At 57.4% G+C, this 20,212-nt stretch carries 18 protein-coding genes; 10 read left to right on the forward strand and 8 right to left on the reverse strand.

The genetic code is table 11. From position 1 onward, the window contains the following. Positions 1-4 precede the first annotated feature (4 nt). Together sucC and FE795_RS10205 are read right to left on the reverse strand one after the other, a co-directional pair. Positions 5-1,165, reverse strand: coding sequence for an ADP-forming succinate--CoA ligase subunit beta (sucC, locus tag FE795_RS10200; RefSeq protein ID WP_003799526.1), 1,161 nt, complete (start codon positions 1,163-1,165; stop codon positions 5-7). A gap of 84 nt (positions 1,166-1,249) precedes the next feature. Beyond that, positions 1,250-1,828 (reverse strand): DUF2889 domain-containing protein, encoded by a 579-nt coding sequence (locus FE795_RS10205; protein WP_039942913.1) that lies wholly within the window; start codon positions 1,826-1,828, stop codon positions 1,250-1,252. 501 nt (positions 1,829-2,329) lie between these two features. On the opposite strand from FE795_RS10205, the gene FE795_RS10210 reads away from it, so the two are divergent. After that, complete coding sequence (locus FE795_RS10210; protein ID WP_003799522.1) at positions 2,330-3,250, forward strand: LysR family transcriptional regulator; 921 nt, start codon at positions 2,330-2,332, stop codon at positions 3,248-3,250. 180 nt (positions 3,251-3,430) lie between these two features. Here the strand turns inward: FE795_RS10210 and recX are convergent, their stop codons facing one another. Together recX and recA are read right to left on the reverse strand one after the other, a co-directional pair. Further along, on the reverse strand, positions 3,431-4,069 hold the full coding sequence (gene recX / locus FE795_RS10215) for a recombination regulator RecX (protein WP_039942911.1): 639 nt from the start codon (positions 4,067-4,069) through the stop codon (positions 3,431-3,433). Beyond that, entirely contained in the window at positions 4,066-5,148 is a 1,083-nt protein-coding gene (recA, locus tag FE795_RS10220; protein ID WP_059317550.1) for a recombinase RecA, read from the reverse strand. The genes recX and recA overlap by 4 nt, the downstream gene beginning before the upstream one ends. Positions 5,149-5,354: 206 nt before the next feature. Between recA and FE795_RS10225 the strand changes: the two genes are divergently transcribed. The 4 genes from FE795_RS10225 to FE795_RS10240 all read left to right on the forward strand — a co-directional run bounded on the left by FE795_RS10225 (position 5,355) and on the right by FE795_RS10240 (position 10,259). Further along, positions 5,355-6,044, forward strand: coding sequence for a response regulator transcription factor (locus FE795_RS10225; protein ID WP_003799515.1), 690 nt, complete (start codon positions 5,355-5,357; stop codon positions 6,042-6,044). A gap of 102 nt (positions 6,045-6,146) precedes the next feature. Then, complete coding sequence (locus tag FE795_RS10230) at positions 6,147-7,517, forward strand: sensor histidine kinase (protein WP_003799514.1); 1,371 nt, start codon at positions 6,147-6,149, stop codon at positions 7,515-7,517. A gap of 4 nt (positions 7,518-7,521) precedes the next feature. Then, entirely contained in the window at positions 7,522-9,195 is a 1,674-nt protein-coding gene (locus tag FE795_RS10235) for an MFS transporter (RefSeq protein WP_131070637.1), read from the forward strand. A 167-nt stretch (positions 9,196-9,362) separates the two neighbouring features. Then, the gene (locus FE795_RS10240; RefSeq protein ID WP_003799509.1) at positions 9,363-10,259 is read left to right on the forward strand and encodes a recombination-associated protein RdgC; all 897 of its coding nucleotides are present in this window, start codon (positions 9,363-9,365) and stop codon (positions 10,257-10,259) included. Positions 10,260-10,292: 33 nt separating this feature from the next. Here the strand turns inward: FE795_RS10240 and FE795_RS10245 are convergent, their stop codons facing one another. Next, positions 10,293-11,345 (reverse strand): helix-turn-helix domain-containing protein, encoded by a 1,053-nt coding sequence (locus FE795_RS10245; RefSeq protein WP_003799507.1) that lies wholly within the window; start codon positions 11,343-11,345, stop codon positions 10,293-10,295. A gap of 115 nt (positions 11,346-11,460) precedes the next feature. On the opposite strand from FE795_RS10245, the gene FE795_RS10250 reads away from it, so the two are divergent. The 5 genes from FE795_RS10250 to FE795_RS10270 all read left to right on the forward strand — a co-directional run bounded on the left by FE795_RS10250 (position 11,461) and on the right by FE795_RS10270 (position 17,440). Next, complete coding sequence (locus tag FE795_RS10250) at positions 11,461-13,068, forward strand: long-chain-fatty-acid--CoA ligase (RefSeq protein ID WP_131070638.1); 1,608 nt, start codon at positions 11,461-11,463, stop codon at positions 13,066-13,068. Positions 13,069-13,112: 44 nt separating this feature from the next. Continuing rightward, entirely contained in the window at positions 13,113-13,907 is a 795-nt protein-coding gene (locus FE795_RS10255; protein WP_003799503.1) for a crotonase/enoyl-CoA hydratase family protein, read from the forward strand. A gap of 51 nt (positions 13,908-13,958) precedes the next feature. Continuing rightward, on the forward strand, positions 13,959-14,276 hold the full coding sequence (locus tag FE795_RS10260) for a DUF485 domain-containing protein (protein ID WP_131070639.1): 318 nt from the start codon (positions 13,959-13,961) through the stop codon (positions 14,274-14,276). Then, positions 14,273-15,841, forward strand: a complete 1,569-nt coding sequence (actP, locus tag FE795_RS10265) for a cation/acetate symporter ActP (protein WP_003799500.1) — start codon at positions 14,273-14,275, stop codon at positions 15,839-15,841. Before FE795_RS10260 ends, actP begins: the two co-directional genes overlap by 4 nt. A 78-nt stretch (positions 15,842-15,919) precedes the next feature. Then, positions 15,920-17,440, forward strand: a complete 1,521-nt coding sequence (locus FE795_RS10270) for a CoA-acylating methylmalonate-semialdehyde dehydrogenase (RefSeq protein WP_131070640.1) — start codon at positions 15,920-15,922, stop codon at positions 17,438-17,440. A gap of 180 nt (positions 17,441-17,620) precedes the next feature. Here FE795_RS10270 and FE795_RS10275 read toward each other — a convergent pair whose 3' ends face one another. The 3 genes from FE795_RS10275 to FE795_RS10285 all read right to left on the reverse strand — a co-directional run bounded on the left by FE795_RS10275 (position 17,621) and on the right by FE795_RS10285 (position 20,195). Next, complete coding sequence (locus FE795_RS10275; RefSeq protein WP_003799495.1) at positions 17,621-18,916, reverse strand: aspartate carbamoyltransferase; 1,296 nt, start codon at positions 18,914-18,916, stop codon at positions 17,621-17,623. A 212-nt stretch (positions 18,917-19,128) separates the two neighbouring features. Beyond that, positions 19,129-19,506 carry a hypothetical protein gene (locus FE795_RS10280; RefSeq protein WP_219234885.1) on the reverse strand — a complete coding sequence of 126 codons (378 nt, stop codon included), beginning with the start codon at positions 19,504-19,506 and terminating at the stop codon, positions 19,129-19,131. A 113-nt stretch (positions 19,507-19,619) separates the two neighbouring features. Then, entirely contained in the window at positions 19,620-20,195 is a 576-nt protein-coding gene (locus tag FE795_RS10285) for a hypothetical protein (protein ID WP_059317545.1), read from the reverse strand. Positions 20,196-20,212 lie beyond the last annotated feature (17 nt).

Below are 20,212 nucleotides of genomic sequence, written 5' to 3' on the forward strand. Positions count from 1 at the left end.
TTTCTTACTTGGCGGCAGCGACAACAGCAGTCGCCGCTTCGGCCATGGTGTCAGCACTGATGATGGGCAGACCGGAATCGGCCAGCATCTTCTTGCCCAGCTCTTCGTTGGTACCCTTCATGCGTACCACCAGAGGCACGTTCAGGTTGACGGCCTTGCACGCAGCGATCACGCCTTCAGCGATCACGTCGCAGCGCATGATGCCGCCGAAGATGTTAACCAGAATGGCTTTGACGCCCTTGTTGGCCAACATGATCTTGAAGGCTTCAGTAACTTTTTCGGCCGTAGCGCCACCGCCCACGTCCAGGAAGTTGGCAGGCTCGCCGCCAAACAGCTTGATGGTGTCCATGGTCGCCATGGCCAGACCGGCGCCGTTGACCAGGCAGCCGATATTGCCGTCCAGCTGGATGTAGGCCAGATCGTATTTGCTGGCTTCAACCTCAGCAGGATCTTCTTCAGCCAGATCACGGAACGCCACGATATCGGGGTGACGGAACAAAGCGTTGCTATCGAAGTTGAACTTGGCGTCCAACGCAATGATGTCGCCCGAGCCGGTCAGGATCAGAGGGTTGATCTCAGCCAGTTCCGCGTCCGTTTCGGTGTAGCACTTGTACAGCTTCTGGAATTCGGCAACCGCCTTGTCGATCGAAGCGTCAGGCACGCCAATACCGCGGGCCAGCTTGGTAGCCTGCTCATTGGTCAAACCGACAGCAGGGTCCACGAACTCTTTCAGAATGGCGTCGGGGTTGCGCTCGGCCACTTCTTCAATTTCCATGCCGCCTTCGCTGGATGCCATCACGGCTACACGCTGGGTAGCACGGTCGGTCACGATACCGACGTAGTACTCTTTCTTGATGTCCGCGCCTTCCTCGATCAGCAGGCGACCCACCTTCTGGCCTTCAGGACCGGTCTGGTGAGTGATCAGCTGCATGCCCAGGATTTCCGAGGCCAGTTGACGCACTTCGTCAATCGAACGAGCCAGTTTGACGCCACCGCCCTTGCCACGGCCACCGGCGTGAATCTGGGCTTTGACAACCCACACAGAGCCACCCAGCTCCTGCGCAGCTGCAACCGCTTCATCGACGGAGAAGGCAGGAATTCCGCGTGGCACGGCAACGCCAAACTGCTTAAGCAGTGCTTTGCCCTGATATTCGTGAATTTTCATGTGATACCTGTCAGTCTAAAAACACAATAAAAAAAGAAGGCAGGAACTCCAGGCCTGAGCCTGAAACCTGACTAAAACAAAAAACTACTCCACCCCATCCGTCACTTTGGGTCGATACCAGACGGGGTAAAACTCCTCAACCACGGGACCGCTCAAGCGCAAGGCATGGCAGCCATCCAGATGGAAAGGCTGCTTGTCGGTACGATAAATTTCTGATTCCCCGCTACTGCGACGCCGACCGGCCATGGTCTGCACGGCTGCGGTGGGCAGGACCAGCGCCAACTCGCTCATGTGCGTACAGCCTGCCGAGCGTCCGAAACGCTCTTTGACACCCTGACGAAATTGCTTGAGCAAATTCAGACCGACCAATTTGCGATAGGCATCTGAAATGGACGAACAGTTGTCCTGGTAGGGAGCTGCGTCATAGACCGCCACGGCATCCACAATGGCAAAGCTGCTGTCGATGGTGACACGCAGATGCATCAGGTGAACAGGATCGCCCGCCTTGTGGGTCTGACCGTTACGGATGGGAAAGTCATAGGACTTGATATCCAGCAACGACGCCTCCAGATCCCAAAGGCCATCTTCCCGTGCGAACGACTGTACCGTGATGGTACGCGTATGCAATGGTTCACGGGCAACGGACGGCGGAGGCAAAGGCATTGATATGAACGAGGCGGCAAGATTGAAACTGATCAAGTATAACGCACCTCGTATGTTCCGTATCAGCCACTTACATAATCTGTAAGCGCATTCCAGGCGGGCCAAACGCAGGTTTCATGCGCGGTGCATCCTACGGTATACCAAATTCGCATGAAAAAAACGACCCTTTGCCGGACAAGCCCATCCACCCTGCCTCACCGTTCCTGTGAACTTGGTCAGGTGTGCCGTTTTACCCCCCCTGTCCAGTGCAACCAGGCATTTCCGTTTCCCCGCTGGGGAGCGCGGAACCTGAACGCTTCCGCTCGGCTTGGCCGACTAAAGTGGTCCCCAAGCCTGCCCTAGCCCGATGCTGGGGCACCCACACCCAGATCATGAACAACTGTCATCATCAACACGCTGTGCATCAATAGAGATGCCCTTATCAAGCAGGAGCGAATCATTGCCTCTGTATAATTAGTAAGAAAATCAGATACGCTGTGTGGAATATGAGTTTTTCTCAACATGCTTGAAATCCGTCACCTGGAAACCCTAAGCGCCATCCGTGACAGCGGAAGCTTGCAAGAGGCCGCCGAGCGCCTGAATGTCACCCAGTCTGCTCTCTCGCACCAGTTACGCGATCTGGAGTCCCGACTGCACGTGCCACTGCTGAACCGTCGCACCCGCCCCGCCCGTCTGACCACGGCCGCCTTGCGTATCCTGATGTTGGCTGATGACATCTTGCCGCGTGTACGCGCTACCGAGCGTGACCTGCAGCGTCTTGCCGCCGGGCAAACGGGGCGCCTGCATGTCGCCATCGACTGCCACTCCTGCTTTCAATGGTTGATGCCGGCATTGGATGCCTTCAGACAAGAGTGGCCCGATGTCACACTGGATTTGAGCGCAGCTTTTTCTTTTGCCCCCTTGCCCGCCTTGATGCGCGGGGACCTGGACGTGGTGATTACATCAGATCCTCAGGCCGATCCGGCTGTGCATTACGAGCCTCTTTTCCGCTACGAGCTGGTTCTAGCGGTTTCCAGACAGCACCCCTTGTCGCAATATCGCTATATAGAACCGTCTCAACTGGCAGATCAAGTTCTGATTACCTATCCGGTAGAGCGCCACCGTCTCGATATTTTTACGCAATTTCTGACACCAGCCGATGTAGAGCCTGCTGCGCTTCGGCAAGCCGAACTAACCCCTATGATCGTGCAATTGGTGGCCAGTCAGCGCGGAGTGGCGGCTCTGCCCAATTGGGCCTTGACGGAGTTCTTGAACCCGGCCTCAATTCGCACCTGTCGCCTGGGGGAGCATGGTGTGTGGCGAACGCTTTACGCAAGCGTCAGAAGTGAAGATGTGCAAGCGAACTATGTGCAAGCCTTCCTGGCACAGGCACGCGCGACCTGCTTTAAAAGCCTGCAAGGGATTGTGGCTGCTCAAGCGTGACTCATTGACTCCTTGCGGCAAAAGGATAAACCCCGCGGGTCAGATTGAAAATTCAGGCAAGGGGCGGCAGTCAGACATGCCCCAAGCCGAGAGGGTTCAACGTAGGCAAATGGATCGGATTACCGGCAACTGCGCCCCGCAATCACCAAGTGCGCGAGCAACGCAAAAGAGTCAGCTTGCTCAGGCTAGATCGTCTTCCCAGTCGCCCAGGATCTGCTGCAAGATACGACCCGAAAAGCCACGGCTGGCCATGAAACGATACTGCTTTGCGTAACTGCGAGGGTCATCCGGGGGGGCGCTGAACTTCTTGCTCCACACCTGTTTGGCACGCTCCAGCTCAGTTGCCATCAATTCTTCTTTAATAATTTCAGTCTGATGCACATCGACGCCATGCTGGCGAAGCTCTTGCAAAATGACCCGGGTGCCCACCCGCGAGGCGCGACGATTGACGACGCTGTGCGCAAAACGTTCGTCAGACAGCCACTTTTGCTCGACCAGTGCGTCAAGCAGGGCTTCCACTTCTTCTGCACTATCAGCATGGGGCGCCAAGCGCCGGCCCAACTCCAAACGTGAATACTCACGTCTGGACAGAAAATTCAAGGCTCTGGCCTTAAGCGAAAGCCCCGCCCGTTTGGAGGTCGCTTTCTTTTCTACAGCCGAAGCATCATCGCCAACACTGGCAGGCTCGCCATTTCTGCCCGAGTTTGTAGATCGGGCAGAAAGCGCAGCGATACGCTCCCTTTGAGCCTGCTTCCGTTCCCGGATTTCTTCCGGATCGGTCTCAAAGGGTTCCTCATCGAACTCAGGAGGAGAGATCAACGATCACCCTCGGGCGCGTCAACAACAGGCGCAGCTTCGGCACGGCTGACCGTGGTGCTCATCAAGGCTACGCCCAGTTTCTCGCGAACCTTGTTTTCGATTTCACGCGCCAGCTCCGGACGCTCTTTCAGGAATTCCCGCACATTGTCCTTGCCCTGGCCAATCCGGTTGCCGTCGTAGCTGTACCAGGCGCCCGCCTTGTCGACCACGCCGGTTTGTACGCCCAGATCGATAATCTCGCCTTCACGCGAAATACCGCTGCCGTACATGATGTCGAACTCGGTCTGTTTGAACGGAGGCGCGACCTTGTTCTTGACCACTTTAACGCGGGTTTCGTTACCCACCATTTCGTCACCGCGCTTGATCGAGCCGATGCGACGAATATCCAGACGCACGGACGAGTAAAACTTCAATGCGTTACCGCCCGTGGTGGTTTCGGGGTTGCCGAACATGACACCGATCTTCATGCGGATCTGATTAATGAAGATAACCGTACAATTGGCACGCTTGATGGTGGCGGTCAACTTGCGCAGGGCCTGACTCATCAGGCGGGCTTGCAGACCAGGGAGGGAATCGCCCATATCGCCTTCGATTTCAGCCTTGGGGGTCAGCGCCGCGACCGAGTCTATGACAATCAGGTCCACCGAGCCCGAACGTACCAGGGCTTCGGTAATTTCCAGGGCCTGCTCACCCGTGTCGGGCTGAGAGATCAGCAGATCAGCCAGATTAACGCCCAGCTTTTGAGCATACTGCACATCCAGCGCGTGCTCAGCGTCAATAAACGCGCACGTTCCCTTGAGCTTTTGCATTTCGGCAATCACTTGCAAGGTCAAGGTGGTCTTACCCGAGGACTCCGGCCCATAAATCTCGATAACGCGACCACGAGGCAGACCACCAACGCCCAAAGCAATGTCCAAACCCAGCGAGCCCGTGGAAACCACCTGGATGTCGTGCTCGACGGTGTCGTCGCCATAGCGCATGATCGAACCCTTGCCGAACTGCTTTTCGATTTGCGACAGAGCGGCGGCCAACGCCTTGGAACGTTCCGAGGCCACTGCTTTGCTGTTTTTATCGTCCATGAAAAATCCTTGACTGTGGAATGGCGCCCCAACGGACGGGCACGACAATTAAAATTCAAACCTCATTATTGCATCAAATTATACTGTATATATACACAGATATTCAAATAAATTAGGCCTGCAGCCTCGTTATCCCCTACTGACCGGCCTGACAGCCTTGTGCCACAATGCCAGCCAGCCATTCAATCATTTGTTTGTGTAGGGTCATGCGCATACTCATAGCTGAAGACGACAGTATTCTCGCGGATGGACTTTCTCGCTCCTTACGCTACGAAGGCTATGCGGTCGATGTCGTGCACGATGGCGATAGCGCCGACTCGGCCTTGCAGCTTCAAAGTTTTGACCTGTTGATTCTGGACCTGGACTTGCCCAAAAAGCCTGGCCTGTCCGTATTGCAGTCCATCCGCCAGCGGCAGGACACGCTTCCCGTGCTGATACTGACTGCCAGCGACACGGTGGAGCAGCGCGTGCGCGGCCTGGACCTGGGCGCAGACGACTATATGTCCAAGCCCTTTGCCCTGACGGAGCTGGAAGCGCGGGTACGCGCCCTGACGCGGCGCAGTACCGGCACCAGCAGCGCCTTGCTGCATCACAAACGGCTGAGCTTCGACCTGAAGGGCCGTATGGCGTATATCGACAATCAACCCCTGGAGCTGTCAGCCCGCGAAACCAGTTTGCTGGAGATTTTCCTGTCGCGCAGCGGGCGCATGATCAGCAAGAACCAGTTCGTGGATCTGCTCTGTGAGTGGGGGGAGGAAGTCACCCCTAATGCCATTGAGGTCTACATTCACCGCCTGCGCAAAAAGCTGGAGCCCAGCGGCGTGCGCATCTTGACTGTGCGGGGCCTGGGATACTGTCTGGAACCGGAAAAACTGCGAGAAGACGCTCCAGCCTAAGCGAAGGGATCGTCCATGCAGCCCGCGTCGCCCCCATCACGTGCCACTGTCGCGCCCGCCCGAAAAAGGCGCGGGGCGCCACGTCCGCTCATCCACAAGATCATGATCTGGATTTTCGGGCCCTTGTTTCTGCTGTGGACCGTGGGCATTGTCATTACCTATTTCATCGCCCAGCATATTGCCAACTCGCCCTATGACCGCACCTTGCGCGATCATCTGGACCTGCTGCGGGTGGAAATCAGCCGCCAGGACCTGAACCAGCCTATTGAGCTGTCGCACGGCGCGCAAACCATTTTGCGGCAGGAAAGTCCCACGCCCACCCTCTGGCAAATCCGCGATGCCAATGGAGCCCCGTTGGCCGGCAATGCCCATTTGCCAGTTCCCGACAGCTGGAGCTATGACACCGACCTGCTGCGTTACCGGGATGTGGTTCTGGACGATCAGAGTCTGCGTCTGGCCTATGTCTGGGGGGGCAAGGACAAAAACAACACGCCTTTTCTGGCGGTTGCCGCTGAAACGAATGAACATAGAGCGGTGCTACACCGGGAAATTCTGATCGGAATGCTGACTCCGCAATTCATTCTTGTGCCGCTGGCAGCCATGCTGGCTGGACTGGGGCTGACGCACGGGCTGGAGCCCCTGAACCTGCTGCAGGCGCGCCTGCGAGCCCGGGCGCCGGGCGACCTGTCGCCTGTGGACCAGGAACAGGCTCCGGCCGAAATTGTGCCGCTGATCGATGCCATGAACGGTCTTTTGGCTCAGCAGGCCCAGTTCTCCGCCACTCAAAGACAGTTTGTTGCCAACGCAGCCCATCAGTTGAAAACTCCTCTGGCGGGCATACGCACACAAGCCGAACTGGCCCTGCGAGAGCGTGACCCCCAACAAACGGAAGCCAGCCTGCAACAGCTGGTCCGCGGCACAGAGCGCGCCACGCGGCTGGTCACGCAAATGCTGGCGCTGGCGCGCGCCGAAAGCAGCGATGCCCTCTATGCCCCCACCAAGCAGAGCCTGGACCTGAACACCTTGACTGAACTGCATGTAGGCCAACGGGTGCCGGACGCCCTGAGTCTAGGGCTGGACCTCGGCTTGGAAAACCACCCCAAGGCCATCCTTTTGCAGGCCGATCCGGTGTTACTTGACGAACTGATCAACAATCTGCTGGACAACGCCCTGATCTACACACCGGCCGGTGGCTGGATCACCCTGCGTACGGGTCAGGCAGCCGGCAAAGGCTGGCTGGAGATTGAAGACAATGGGCCCGGTATTCCCGCGGAGCATCAGTCACGAATCTTTGACCGGTTTTATCGCATCATGGGCAACCAGGCCGACGGCAGTGGTCTGGGCTTGGCCATCGTGCGGGAGATTGCTGACATTCATGGCGCCTCCATCGACTTCATGCCACTGACGGGAGGCCAACCCAGTGGCCTGCGCTTGCGTGTCAGTTTCCCACTGTCTTTGCCTTGGAGAGCCTGAACGCATGCCCCAGACAATCACCAGTGTTGCCTCCCACAAAACCAAGAACAAACTCGACACCCAGGGACGCAAGGTTATTTTTGCCTCGGCCCTGGGGACCATGTTCGAGTGGTATGACTTCTATCTGTATGGCTCCATGGCGGCCATTTTGGCCCAGCACTTTTTTTCTGCCGTCAACCCGACGGCCGGCTTTATCTTTGCCTTGCTGGCTTTTGCGGCGGGCTTTGCAGTGCGCCCCTTTGGCGCCCTGATCTTTGGCCGCATCGGCGATCGTGTTGGACGAAAGTACACTTTTCTGATCACCATTTTACTGATGGGCCTGTCCACTTTTTTGGTGGGCGTCCTACCCAGCTATGAGGCTATCGGGATCGCCGCCCCCATCATGCTGATCGTCCTGCGTCTACTGCAGGGTCTGGCCATGGGAGGTGAGTACGGCGGCGCTGCAACCTATGTGGCCGAGTACGCTCCCCAGCACCGGCGCGGCTTTTATACCAGCTGGATTCAGACCACGGCATCAGTCGGTTTATTGCTGTCGCTGCTGGTCATCATGGGCATACGCAGTCTGGTCGGCGAAGAAGCTTTTGTCGTCTGGGGCTGGCGTATTCCATTTTTGATTTCCGTGCTGCTGCTGGCCATTTCCGTGTGGATACGGATGAACCTGAAAGAGTCGCCCGCCTTTCAGCACATCAAGGAAGAAGGCACGTTGTCGACCTCGCCCATTACCGAGTCCTTTGGCCGCTGGGCCAATCTGCGCATCGCTCTGCTGGCCTTGTTCGGGCTGACGGCAGGCCAGGGCGTGGTCTGGTATACGGGGCAGTTCTACGCTTTGTTCTTCATTACGCAAATGCTGGGACTGCAGGCCACGCTGGCACAAACCCTGATGGTCATCTCCCTCTTGCTGGCCACTCCCCTGTTCATCTTTTTTGGCTGGCTATCCGATCAGGTCGGACGCAAACCCATTATTCTGACGGGCTGTCTGCTGGCTGCACTCACCTACTACCCCGTGTTTCAAGGGCTGGCTTATTTTGCCAACCCTGCTCTGGTGCAGGCCCAACGCAACGCCCCGGTTACGGTCATCACCGATCCGACCCGTTGCTCCTTCCAGTTCAATCCAGTGGGCAGCCATACCTTCACCAGTTCTTGCGACATTGTGAAGTCGTATATGGCCAGCCATGCGGTCAGCTACAACAACGTCAAGGGCGCCCCCGGCCAGGTCGCCCAGGTCCGAATTGGCGATCATGTGATTGATGGCTTTGAGGGTGGGCACCTGAGCCGGGCCGATTTTGCCCGGCACTCGCAGGAACTGAAAAACGAACTGACCGACACCATGCGTCAGTACGGATACCCGGACAGGGCCGATCCCGAACAGGTTAACAAGCTCATGCTGGTGGTCTTGCTGACTTATCTGGTAGCGCTGGTCACGGCAGTCTACGGCCCTATCGCCGCCATGCTGGTGGAGATGTTCCCGATTCGTATCCGCTACACCTCCATGAGTCTGCCCTATCACATCGGCAACGGCTGGTTCGGCGGCTTCTTACCGACCCTGTCTTTTGCCCTGATTGCGCTTACCGGCAATATTTATGACGGCCTGTGGTACCCGATTCTGGTGTGCCTGCTCACCGTCGCCATTGGTGCGCCTTTTGTGCGAGAGACGCGCCATAACGATATCAATCGTTAGCCCTGTCTGCAGGCGGATAGCCTGGCGTGTCGCAAAAAGGCCAGATGGACTGGCAAATGCAAGGGTGCGTAAATGGCCGGGCGGCACAAGAACATCTGCGCGTACAATCGAACATTGCCTCGGGCTGTATGCCCGCTCCTTTTCTACGTTTATTTATCTTCGTCTCCATGTGGTTTAAGAATCTACGCATCTATCGCCTCTCCCCCGACTGGACATGTTCCGCCGCAGAGCTGGAAGAAGCTCTGGCCAAACACAGCTTTACGCCAGGCTCCAGCCAGGAACCCTTGAGCCTGGGCTGGGTTAGTCCCCGTGAAAACAATGCCCTGGTGCATGAGGTCAACGGTCAGTATCTGATCGCCCTGCGCGCCGAAAAGAAACTGCTGCCCACCACAGTCATCAATCAGGTCGCGCGCGAGAAGGCGCGTGATATTGAGGAGCAGCAAGGCTACAAGCCCGGCCGCAAGCAGATGAAGGAAATCAAGGAACAGGTCATCGTAGATCTGATGCCGCGTGCTTTTGCGGTCTCGCGCGACACCCGGGTCTGGCTGGACACCCGCAACCACTGGCTGGCCATTGATGCGGCGGCTACGGCTAAAAGTGATGAAGTGCTGGGGCTGCTGGCCAAAAGCGTGGAACCGTTCCCTGTGCAGCCGCTTTACACCGAACAATCCCCCGGCGCCGCCATGACCTCCTGGCTGGTGGAAGAAGAACAGCTGGCCAATTTCACCATTGACCAGGACACCGAGCTACGTTCGACGGGCGATAGCGGTGCGGCCGTGCGCTACGTCAAGCAAAGTGCCGATATCGACGAAGTGCGCAAGCACGTCGAAGCGGGCAAGCAATGCACCCGACTGGCCATGACCTGGGCGGATCGCATCAGCTTTGTACTGACCGACGCGCTGGACATCAAACGTGTCGCACCGCTCGATATCCTGACGGAAAAGCAGGATGTGACTGCCGTCAACGACGAAGAAATCTTCGATGCGGACATGACGCTGATGACGTCCGAACTGGCTAAAATGATCAGCGACCTGGTCGAGGTGCTGGGCGGTGAACGCAAGTAAGCCCACGTCCTTCCTGGACTGCTGGCTCCCACTTCAGCTTAGCTCCTGCTGAGCGGCACGATACACACCGGGCGTCATCCCCGTCCAATGACGGAAAGCCCGGTGAAAGGTCGCTGGCGAACTGAACTTCAATGCATACGCAATTTCAGCCAGCGACATATCTTTGCGCAGCAATTTGAAAATCGCCAGATCCCGGCGCAATTCATCCTTAATCCCTTGAAAGGACAGACCTTCTTCCTGAAGTCTGCGGATCAGGGTACGCGCCGAAATATGCAGTTTCCCCGACACGTCCTGCAGGGTCAAACCCAGATCGGTGTGCAAAATCTCCCGTACTTTCAATCGCAGGGCATGCTCATGATACGAGGTGAAAATCCAGTCGCGCGGGGCCCGCTCCAGAAAGGCCCTGGCCTCCACCTGAGTGCGCTGCGGACGCACCTGACCGAGTTCCGCGCCAAACACAATGTGTGAGCACGGCACATCAAAACTCACTGAAGCAGGAAACAAGACGGAGTAATCCGCCGCGAACGCTGGCCGCGCAAACGCAAAAGCCACTTGTTGCACGGGCACCTCACGCCCCATCAGCCAGGACACGATGCCGTGCGTGAGCTTGAGCATCAGGGCATGTCCGAAACGATGCACACAGGCATCCCCATAGCGGGGCACCAGCTCAATACCCAGGTCTGTATCGGTGCGGATCAGATTCAGGCTGAAATCGTCCAGCAACAGATTCCAGAACTGGGTAAAGCGGTACAAAGCCACATTGATGGACGGCGCATCCCGCACCGTGCGCACGATGTATTTCAAGGCTCCCGCCCGTATAGGCCGGGTCCAGAACCCCATCATCTCATCGCCTGTTTTACGGGCGCTGACCTGATACAAGCGCACCAGTTGATCCCGCGTCAGACGAGCGCCAGGGCGATCAATAAAATCCTTCACGATGCCTGACTGCTTCAGGCAATGATCCAGCACCTGTTCCGAATAGCTGGTGCGCAAACTGTGAAACCAGTCCTGCACCAGATCCAGCGCCACCGTGGCAGTGTGCGCAGCATCGACAGGAACCGGTAGCGTGCCGGGCAAAGCATTCATCTTTCCATGACCCTTCAAAGATTGTCACTTTTTGCATATTCAACGACAGTATTCGCTATTGGGCAAGGGGCGAAACCATCCTATGCTGATAGTCATAATACAAGGAGACATCACCATGTTAGGCACTGGAAATATGATGCACATGCCCTTGCTCATCAGTTCAATTCTCACCCATGCCGTAGAGAATAACCCGGAGCAAGAAATCGTCACCGCCCTGGACAATGGCGAGCTGCATCGCTACCGCTATCTTGACTTTGCCCAGCGGGTTCAGGATTTGGCCCAGGGACTGCGACAGCATGGGGTGCAAGCGGGCGAGCGCGTGGCGACATTAGCATGGAACACCTATCGTCACCTGGAAATTTACTATGCCACCTCGGGTATCGGTCTGGTCTGCCATACCGTCAACCCCCGCCTGACGCGCGAGCAAATTGCCTTCATCATCAATGATGCCCAAGACGCGGTGATGTTTTATGACGAACATTTTGAGGACCTGGTCAGCGATCTGCGCAGCCAGTGTCCCAGCGTCCGACACTGGGTACGCATGGGTAGCAAGGCACAAGGTGACCTGGCCGACCAGTATGAAGATTGGCTGGGCAACGATACGACGGGCTTTGAATGGCCGGTCTTTGACGAGCACACCGCCAGCGGCCTGTGCTACACCTCCGGCACCACCGGCGACCCCAAGGGCGCGCTCTATTCCCATCGTTCCACCCTTTTGCATGCCTATGCCTCAGCGCACCCCAATGCGCTGTGCATTGCCAGCGCCGACGCTGTCATGCCGCTGGTGCCCATGTTTCACGTCAATGCCTGGGGCCTGCCCTACTCTGCGCTGATGTCCGGCGCCAAACTGGTACTGCCTGGCGCCAATCTGCAAGGTGAGCGCATTTATTCCCTGTGTGAGCGCGCCGGCGTGACGCTGTCCGCTGGTGTACCCACCATCTGGAAAACCGTGCTGGATTACGCCAACGCTCAAGGCAAGACATTTAGCACCTTGAGTCGCATTTTGATTGGCGGTTCGGCCTGCCCGCCCAATATGATTGCCAGCTGGGCTCAATACGGCATTACGGTACGCCATGCCTGGGGCATGACTGAGACCTCGCCGCTGGGCACCGTCTGCCAACTACTGCCCAAGCACCGCACCTTGCCCGAGGCGCAGAAACAGCACGTTCTAGCCTCTCAAGGCCGTGCCCTGTTCGGTGCACGCCTGAAGACCGTTGACGACCAAGGCAATACCTTGCCACGCGACGGCAAGAGCAGCGGCCACCTGCTGATCCAGGGCAACTGGATCATGGACCGCTATTACGGCAAGCCCGATCTGGCCAGCGAAAACGGCTGGTTCCGCACTGGCGACGTAGGCTCCATCGACGCCGACGGCTATGTCTACATTACCGACCGTAGCAAGGATGTGATCAAGTCCGGTGGCGAATGGATCTCTTCGATCGAGATCGAAAACATCGCCATGGAAGAACCCTTGGTTGAGCTGGCTGCCTGTATCGCCCAGGCCGACGACAAATGGGGCGAACGACCAGTCCTGTTCGTGGTGCCCCGCGAAGGCGCTGAGCTGGACGAGATCCACCTGCTCAAGCGCTACCAGGATCGCGTCACCCGCTGGTCCGTACCCGACAAAGTCATTTTCATCGACCAGATGCCCATGACAGCAACTGGAAAAATTCAAAAAATGGCGCTGCGCAAGATGCTGACCGATCAAACCGATCCCCGCTGACTTGCACCACTGCCCTCGCATTTACGTAACACAAGGAGTTTTTTATGGCCGCCCCTTTCCTGCTCACCACCGAGTTGGACAACATCGGAATTGTCACGCTGAACAAGGCGCACAAGCGCAATGCCCTGGATGAAGAGGCCATCGCTGAAATTGACGCCTACTTTTCCAATATTCCCGAGCATATCCGGGTAATTCTGATGAAGGCCGAAGGCGATCACTTTTGCGCAGGCCTGGACCTGAAAGAGCACCACGATAAAGAACGGAGCGCGGTGGACTTTCTGCGTGTCTGCCAAAGCTGGCACCGGGCCTTTGACAAGATTGAGCACGGCGGCATTCCCGTCATTGCCTGCCTGCAAGGCGCAGTGGTCGGAGGTGGGCTGGAACTGGCCAGTGCCGCGCACATCCGCGTTGCCGACAGCAGTACCTTTTTTGCCCTGCCCGAGGGTACACGCGGCATCTTTACTGGCGGCGGTGCCACCGTGCGAACGGCAAAAATCATCTCTCCGAACCGCATGATCGAACTGATGCTGACAGGTCGTGTGCTCGATGCCGTGGAAGGAGAGCGTCTGGGGCTGGCGCATTACGTGTGCAACAACGAAGCCAATCCCAAAACAGCCTATGAGCTGAGCCTGGAACTGGCCCAGCGCATTGCGGGCAATGCCCTCTTATCGAACTACGCCATCGTCAGTTCGATCAGCCGCATTGCCGATATGTCTGCCACCGATGGTCTCTTTGCCGAGGGCTTGATGGCAGCGGTCGTACAGACCGGGCGGGACGTACAAGAGCGCCTGGGCGAGTTCGTTAACAAGAAAGCTCATAAAGTGAAGCCGAGCAAATAACATCGGCCAGGCGGACATGGGCAGTAATCACAACAATACGGAGACAAAACCATGCTGTCGCATCAAGAGTTAAGCCGGGCACTGTCCGGACTACAGGAATATGAACAACTCAAGTCGCAGCGTCGGCGTCTGGCATTTGCCTGCGCCGGCATCTGCCTGGGACTGACGGGCCTGTTTATTGTAATGGCCATTTTCTGGCCGACTGTGTTGACCCATGACCTGGGCGGTGGAGGAGCCGTCAACGCAGGCATGGTGTACGGAATAGGACTGATTTTTGTGTCCTGGTTATTGACTGGCGTGTATATCCACATCGCCAACACCCGCTTTGACCCCTTGTGCGAGCGCGTACTGGCCAAGGTGAACCCATGAATACTCAAGCCATTTTGATCTTTGGGGCCTTTGTCGTGGTGACCTTGGGCATCACGTACTGGGCATCGTCGCGCACGCGCTCCAGCTCGGACTTTTACACGGCGGGCGGAGGCATTACCGGCACACAAAACGGTCTGGCCATTGTGGGTGACTATATGTCCGCAGCGACCCTGCTGGGCATTTCGTCCCTGGCGTTTACCAACGGCTTTGACTCCTTGCTGTACGCCGTCTGCGCCTTTATGGGCTGGCCGATCATCATGTTTTTGATTGCCGAGCGTTTGCGCAACCTGGGCCGCTACACCCTGAGCGATATTGTCTCGTACCGTCTGGATGAACGCAGCACCCGCATCTTTACCGCCATCAGCTCGCTGACCGTCGTGCTGTTTTACCTGATCGTCCAAATGGTCGGTGCCGGGCAACTGGTACAACTGCTTTTTGGTATTGATTACACCTATGCCGTGGTAGCGGTGGGTCTGCTGATGATGGTATATGTGGTCGTTGGCGGCATGGTGGCTACCACCTGGGTACAAATCATCAAGGCCGTCCTGATGATGGGTAATGGCTTTCTGATGGCGGCCCTGGCCCTGTATTACTTCAACTTCGACTTTTCCGCTCTGGTCAGCGCTGCGGCCGACCATCACCAGGCTGGTACTGCCATGAAAGGCCCCTGGAAACTCATGGCCGATCCCTTCTCCGGCCTGTCACTGGCCGTCTCGCTGGTGTTTGGCATTGCCGGTCTGCCGCACATCATGATGCGCTTTTTCACCGTGCCCGATGCGCGAGCCGCTCGCAAATCCGTCTTTGTGGCGACTGGCCTGATGGGTGTGTTCTTTGTGGTGATCTGTTTTCTGGGCCTGGCTGCCATGGCCATCCTGCCGAATCACCCCGAATTCTACGTGGACGGCAAGGTGGGCGGCATGGTGCTGGGCGGCTCGAACATGCCTATCATGCATCTGGCTACGGCCCTGGGCGGCAACCTCCTGTTCGGTTTGCTGGCCGCGGTCTCCTTTGCCACGATTCTGGCCGTGGTCAGTGGCTTGACCCTGGCCGGTGCCTCGGCCATTGCGCATGACTTGTACGCCAAGGTGATCCGTCGTGACGAGGTCACCCCCTCCCAGGCCATGCGCGTCAATCGTCTGGCTTCCATTGGCATTGGCCTTGTCGCCATTTTCCTGGGGCTGTTGTTCCGCGATCAGAATGTCGCCTTCCTGGTTGCCCTGGCTTTCAGTATCGCGGCCTCGGCCAATTTCCCGGTCTTGCTGATGTCCATGTACTGGCGCGGGGTGACGACTCGCGGCGTCATTTATGGCGGTTTAAGCGGCCTGCTTGTGGCCCTGGGGCTGGTGATTCTCTCGCCCGCCGTCTGGGTGCGCATTCTAGGCTTTTCCGAAGCCGTATTTCCTTACGACTTCCCCACCCTGATTTCCATGCCTTTGGCATTTTTCATGATCTACCTGGTATCGAAGCTGGACAGCAGCCGCCGCGCCAGCCAGGACCGCGCCGGGTTTGACGCCCAGCAGGTCCGGGCTGAAACCGCCGTCGGCATTGCCGCCGTGTCTCACTAGATAACTGGTACTCTGGCGGCAAGTCACCTGACGAACTTGCCGCCCCTTGTTTCCATTCATCCCAGCAGGAGCATCACCATGACAGAGTTAAACACCCCCGAAATTGCTCACTACATCGGAGGTGGCCAGCACGCTGGCGCCGGCACACGCACTCAAGCGGTATACAACCCGGCTACCGGCCAGGTCAGCGCCAAGGTCAAACTGGGTAACCAGCAGGATATCGACAACGCCGTGGCCAGTGCCCAGGCCGCTTTCCCAGCCTGGGCCGACACGCCGCCCCTGCGCCGCGCCCGTGTGCTGTTCAATTTTTTGGCCTTGCTCAATGAGAACAAGGAAAAACTGGCTGCCATGATCACTGCTGAGCACGGCAAGGTCTTATCCGATGCTATGGGCGAGGTCACCCGAGGCATTGAGATTGTGGAATTTGCTTGCGGTATCCCCCAACTGCTCAAAGGTGATTTCACCGAACAGGTCAGCACCAATATCGATAACTGGACCCTGCGCCAGCCTCTGGGAGTCGTGGCGGGCATCACTCCCTTCAACTTTCCCGTCATGGTTCCCATGTGGATGTTTCCTGTCGCTATCGCGGCCGGTAACACGTTCGTACTCAAACCCAGTCCCATTGACCCCAGCCCCAGCCTGTTCATCGCCGAGCTGCTCAAGCAAGCCGGCCTGCCAGACGGCGTATTCAACGTGGTGCAGGGTGATAAAGACGCGGTTGAGGCCCTGGTCAATCACCCGGATGTTCAGGCGGTATCCTTTGTAGGTTCCACCCCGATTGCCAATCGCATTTATGAAATGGGCGCAACGGGCGGAAAACGTGTTCAGGCGCTGGGCGGCGCCAAGAACCACCTGGTCGTCATGCCTGACGCCGATATCGACCTGACCGTGGACGCCCTGATCGGCGCCGCCTACGGCTCGGCTGGCGAGCGTTGCATGGCCATCTCGGTGGCCGTACTGGTGGGTGACTCTGCCGAACGCATCCTGCCCAAGCTGGAAGAACGTACTCGCAGTCTGAAGATTCTGAACGGCACCAATGCTGCCGCCGAAATGGGCCCCATCGTGACCCCTCAAGCGCGCGAACGCATCCGTGGCTGCATCGACAAAGGGGTACAAGAAGGCGCCAAGCTGCTGGTGGATGGCCGTAACTTTGACGGCGCCAAAGCCGGTGAAGGATGCGAGGACGGTTTCTGGATGGGCGGCACCCTGTTCGATCACGTCACCCCCGACATGAGCGTGTATCAGGACGAGATCTTTGGCCCTGTTCTGTGCTGCGTACGCGTACCGGATCTGGCCAGCGCCATTGAGCTGATCAACAAGCACCAGTTCGGCAACGGTGTGGCTTGCTTTACCAGCGACGGTAACGTGGCCCGTGAATTTGGCCGCCGCATCCATGTGGGCATGGTTGGTATCAACGTCCCTATTCCTGTCCCTATGGCCTGGCACGGCTTTGGTGGCTGGAAGAAGAGCCTGTTTGGCGATATGCACGCCTACGGTGAAGAAGGCGTGCGCTTTTACACCCGCCAGAAATCCATCATGCAGCGCTGGCCAGAAAGCATCTCCAAGGGAGCGGAATTTGCCATGCCTACGTCCAAGTAAAGGTGGATTTGCCGGGCTGACTCTTCGCCTCCTGGCGGCGATTCGGCCTGGCATATCGCTCTAAGCCTGCTCACCCAGCAGACTTAAAAAGCACTTTTATCAAAGAGAAAAAAACCGGGGCTCTGATTCAGAGCCCCGGTTTTTCTATTCATGTGTATTTAGCGCTGACGCCTGCTCCACTTAGTACATACCGTGGAAAACCGCATCATCAGGACCGACGTGGGAGGGAGGATTCCAGGTCACATCCCGCATCGAGTGCTGCACCAACGTTTCCACACCCAACAAAACGGCAAAGATAGCCATGCGGACAGGAATCCCATTGTCAGCCTGGCGGAAAATAGCCAGACGAGGGTCGTGGTTCAGATCCACGCTCAAATCATGGGCCCCTTCGCGGCTATCGCGTGGCAGCGGGTGCATCACAATCACATCCGGGCCGCAGCAGCGATCAATAATCGCCTTGTTAACTTGAAAGTCGGCCGTAAAGCTGCCGTCCTGCCCTTCCTCAAACCGCTCTTTTTGTACACGCGTGGCGTAAATCACGTCCACACCGGGCAAGCCTTTTTCCAAGGAACTGGTCTGCTCGATCACATGCTTACCTTGCTTGGCCACCTGCTCGACAATATGTTCGGGCATCTCCAGGCCAGGAGGCGCAATCAATGTAAATTTCAGGCCGCGGTACATGCCCAGCAGCTTGATGAGCGAATGCACGGTACGGCCATATTTCAAGTCACCCACCAGGGCGATATGTGCGCCGTCCAACAATTTGCCCAGACGGGAGAACTCCGTGCTGATGGTATACAAATCCAGCAAGGCCTGGCTGGGGTGTTCACCCGCCCCGTCACCACCATTCACCACCGGGATGTTGGTGGCACGCGCAAATTCAGCAACCGAACCCTGTTCGGGATGACGAATCACCATGGCGTCCACGTAACCGCTCATGACGCGGCTGGTGTCGTAAATGGATTCGCCTTTGGCCATGGAGGAAAAGGTAAAGCCGGTCGTGTCACACACCGAACCACCGAGGCGGCAAAAGGCCGAGCCGAAGCTGACGCGGGTACGAGTCGAGGCTTCAAAAAACAGGTTACCCAGCACAGCGCCTTCCAGCACGCGCGATACTTTCTGACGGCGGGCGATAGGCTGCATGATGTCGGCCAGACTGCACAGCTCTTCCACGGTTTCACGGGTGAACTGGTCAACTGACAAGAGCTGATGTTTGCCACCGGTGGCAATGCGATCACGCAAGGGGCCCGACTGTGCGCTTTGCGCATACTTGCTCAGCAACGCTTCATTTTCCACGATTTCCGTGACAAAGCGCTGCACCACTTCGGGCATGGCCCGGGACTCCAAGGAGCCTTCCGGCAGCAGCCAGGTGTCAAGAGCACGACGCTTCACCCCAATACGTGCCGCAAAAACGTCACGAGTCAGGTTCAGGCGACGCATTGCATCACGCAAAAAAACTTGTTGGGAGACGGCCATATCAGCTCTCGCTTATGAAATATACGCAATGCGCATATTTTAAAACCGCAAAGCTGAAAAAAGCGAGGAGGAATTGGGGCTATTGCAGAAAATACAACGCCGATCTACGCAGCAGATGGCAGGACCCGACATGCGAAAGCCCAGCCTGCTGGCATGGCATCGTTCAAGGATGCTGCCGGATCACTATTGGGTACGCTAAAAACCGGTCCGCTTTACTGGCCTGTCAGCCATTCACTATGTTGATAGGCAAGGTCGGCCAAACCCAAGGTGCCCCAGACGCCAATCACAAACAGCGCCAAGCTCAGGGCCAGAAAGAAGGCAGAACAGAATCCGGGTATCCAGGCCCAACGGCGCCCTGTCCTGGAACTGTGCCAGACCAAGGTCCACTGGCTCCAACACAAGGCCAGAAAGGCTGACACCACCCCCATTAAAAAGACAAACAAGGGCAGGCGTAAGAAGGCGGGAACAAAAACTGATGAGATCGCCCCCGTGCCCATCAACATGATGAACACAAGCGCCGCCCCGTGCAGGGCGATCAGAACCCGGAAAGAAAGAATGTAGAAAGCAAGACTGCCTGGTGGGTTCACCATACCGACTTTCCTGTCAGGAACAAGAGCAGCGGGCTGGCGCCCACCGCGTTTTTCAAACAGCCGGACTTGGGTGAACCCAGGGCCAGAGCAGCATTCAAATCAAACAATCGCGCTTACTTCTTGCCGTTGTTTTGGGTCGCCTGCGGGCCGGCTATGGCGCGAGCCGCCGCCAGCGCATTGGCTTCCGTGCCTACCATGAAAATCAGGCGGCCGTCTTTAACGGGCGAACCATACGCAGGTGCCGCCAACATGGTGTCACCCACGACCAAAGCCAGACGCTTTTTGGGGAACTGGGTCGTCACTTGCAGCAAACGCTGAGCCGCTTCAGGCGTCAGATCCAGCGCCAGCAAACCCTCTTTGCTGTCGTTTGTGCCGGCCTGCACGCCCACCAAATCCTCACGCACCACAACGGCGCGTGGATTCACGAACAGCACACCATTGGGCTGCACATCGACGCGAGCCCAACCTGCTTGTTCCTGTGTATCAGCCAAAAAGATCTGCACAGGCGCTGCCTGTTGCTCGGCCCCGGCCTGAGCGGGTGCTTGTTGCGCTGACGTAGAGGGAGCCTGCGTTGCCGCGCTGGACGTACCGGCAGCGTCACTCGGCTTTTCTTGTACGGTTTGACAAGCAGCCAAGGCGAGCAGACCAACGGGCGCCAAAATTCGAGCCAGTGTGCGTAAAGTCATCATAGTGAAGTTCCCCCCTC

Source organism: Alcaligenes ammonioxydans (genome assembly GCF_019343455.1).
In the GTDB taxonomy this organism is placed as follows: domain Bacteria; phylum Pseudomonadota; class Gammaproteobacteria; order Burkholderiales; family Burkholderiaceae_B; genus Alcaligenes; species Alcaligenes ammonioxydans.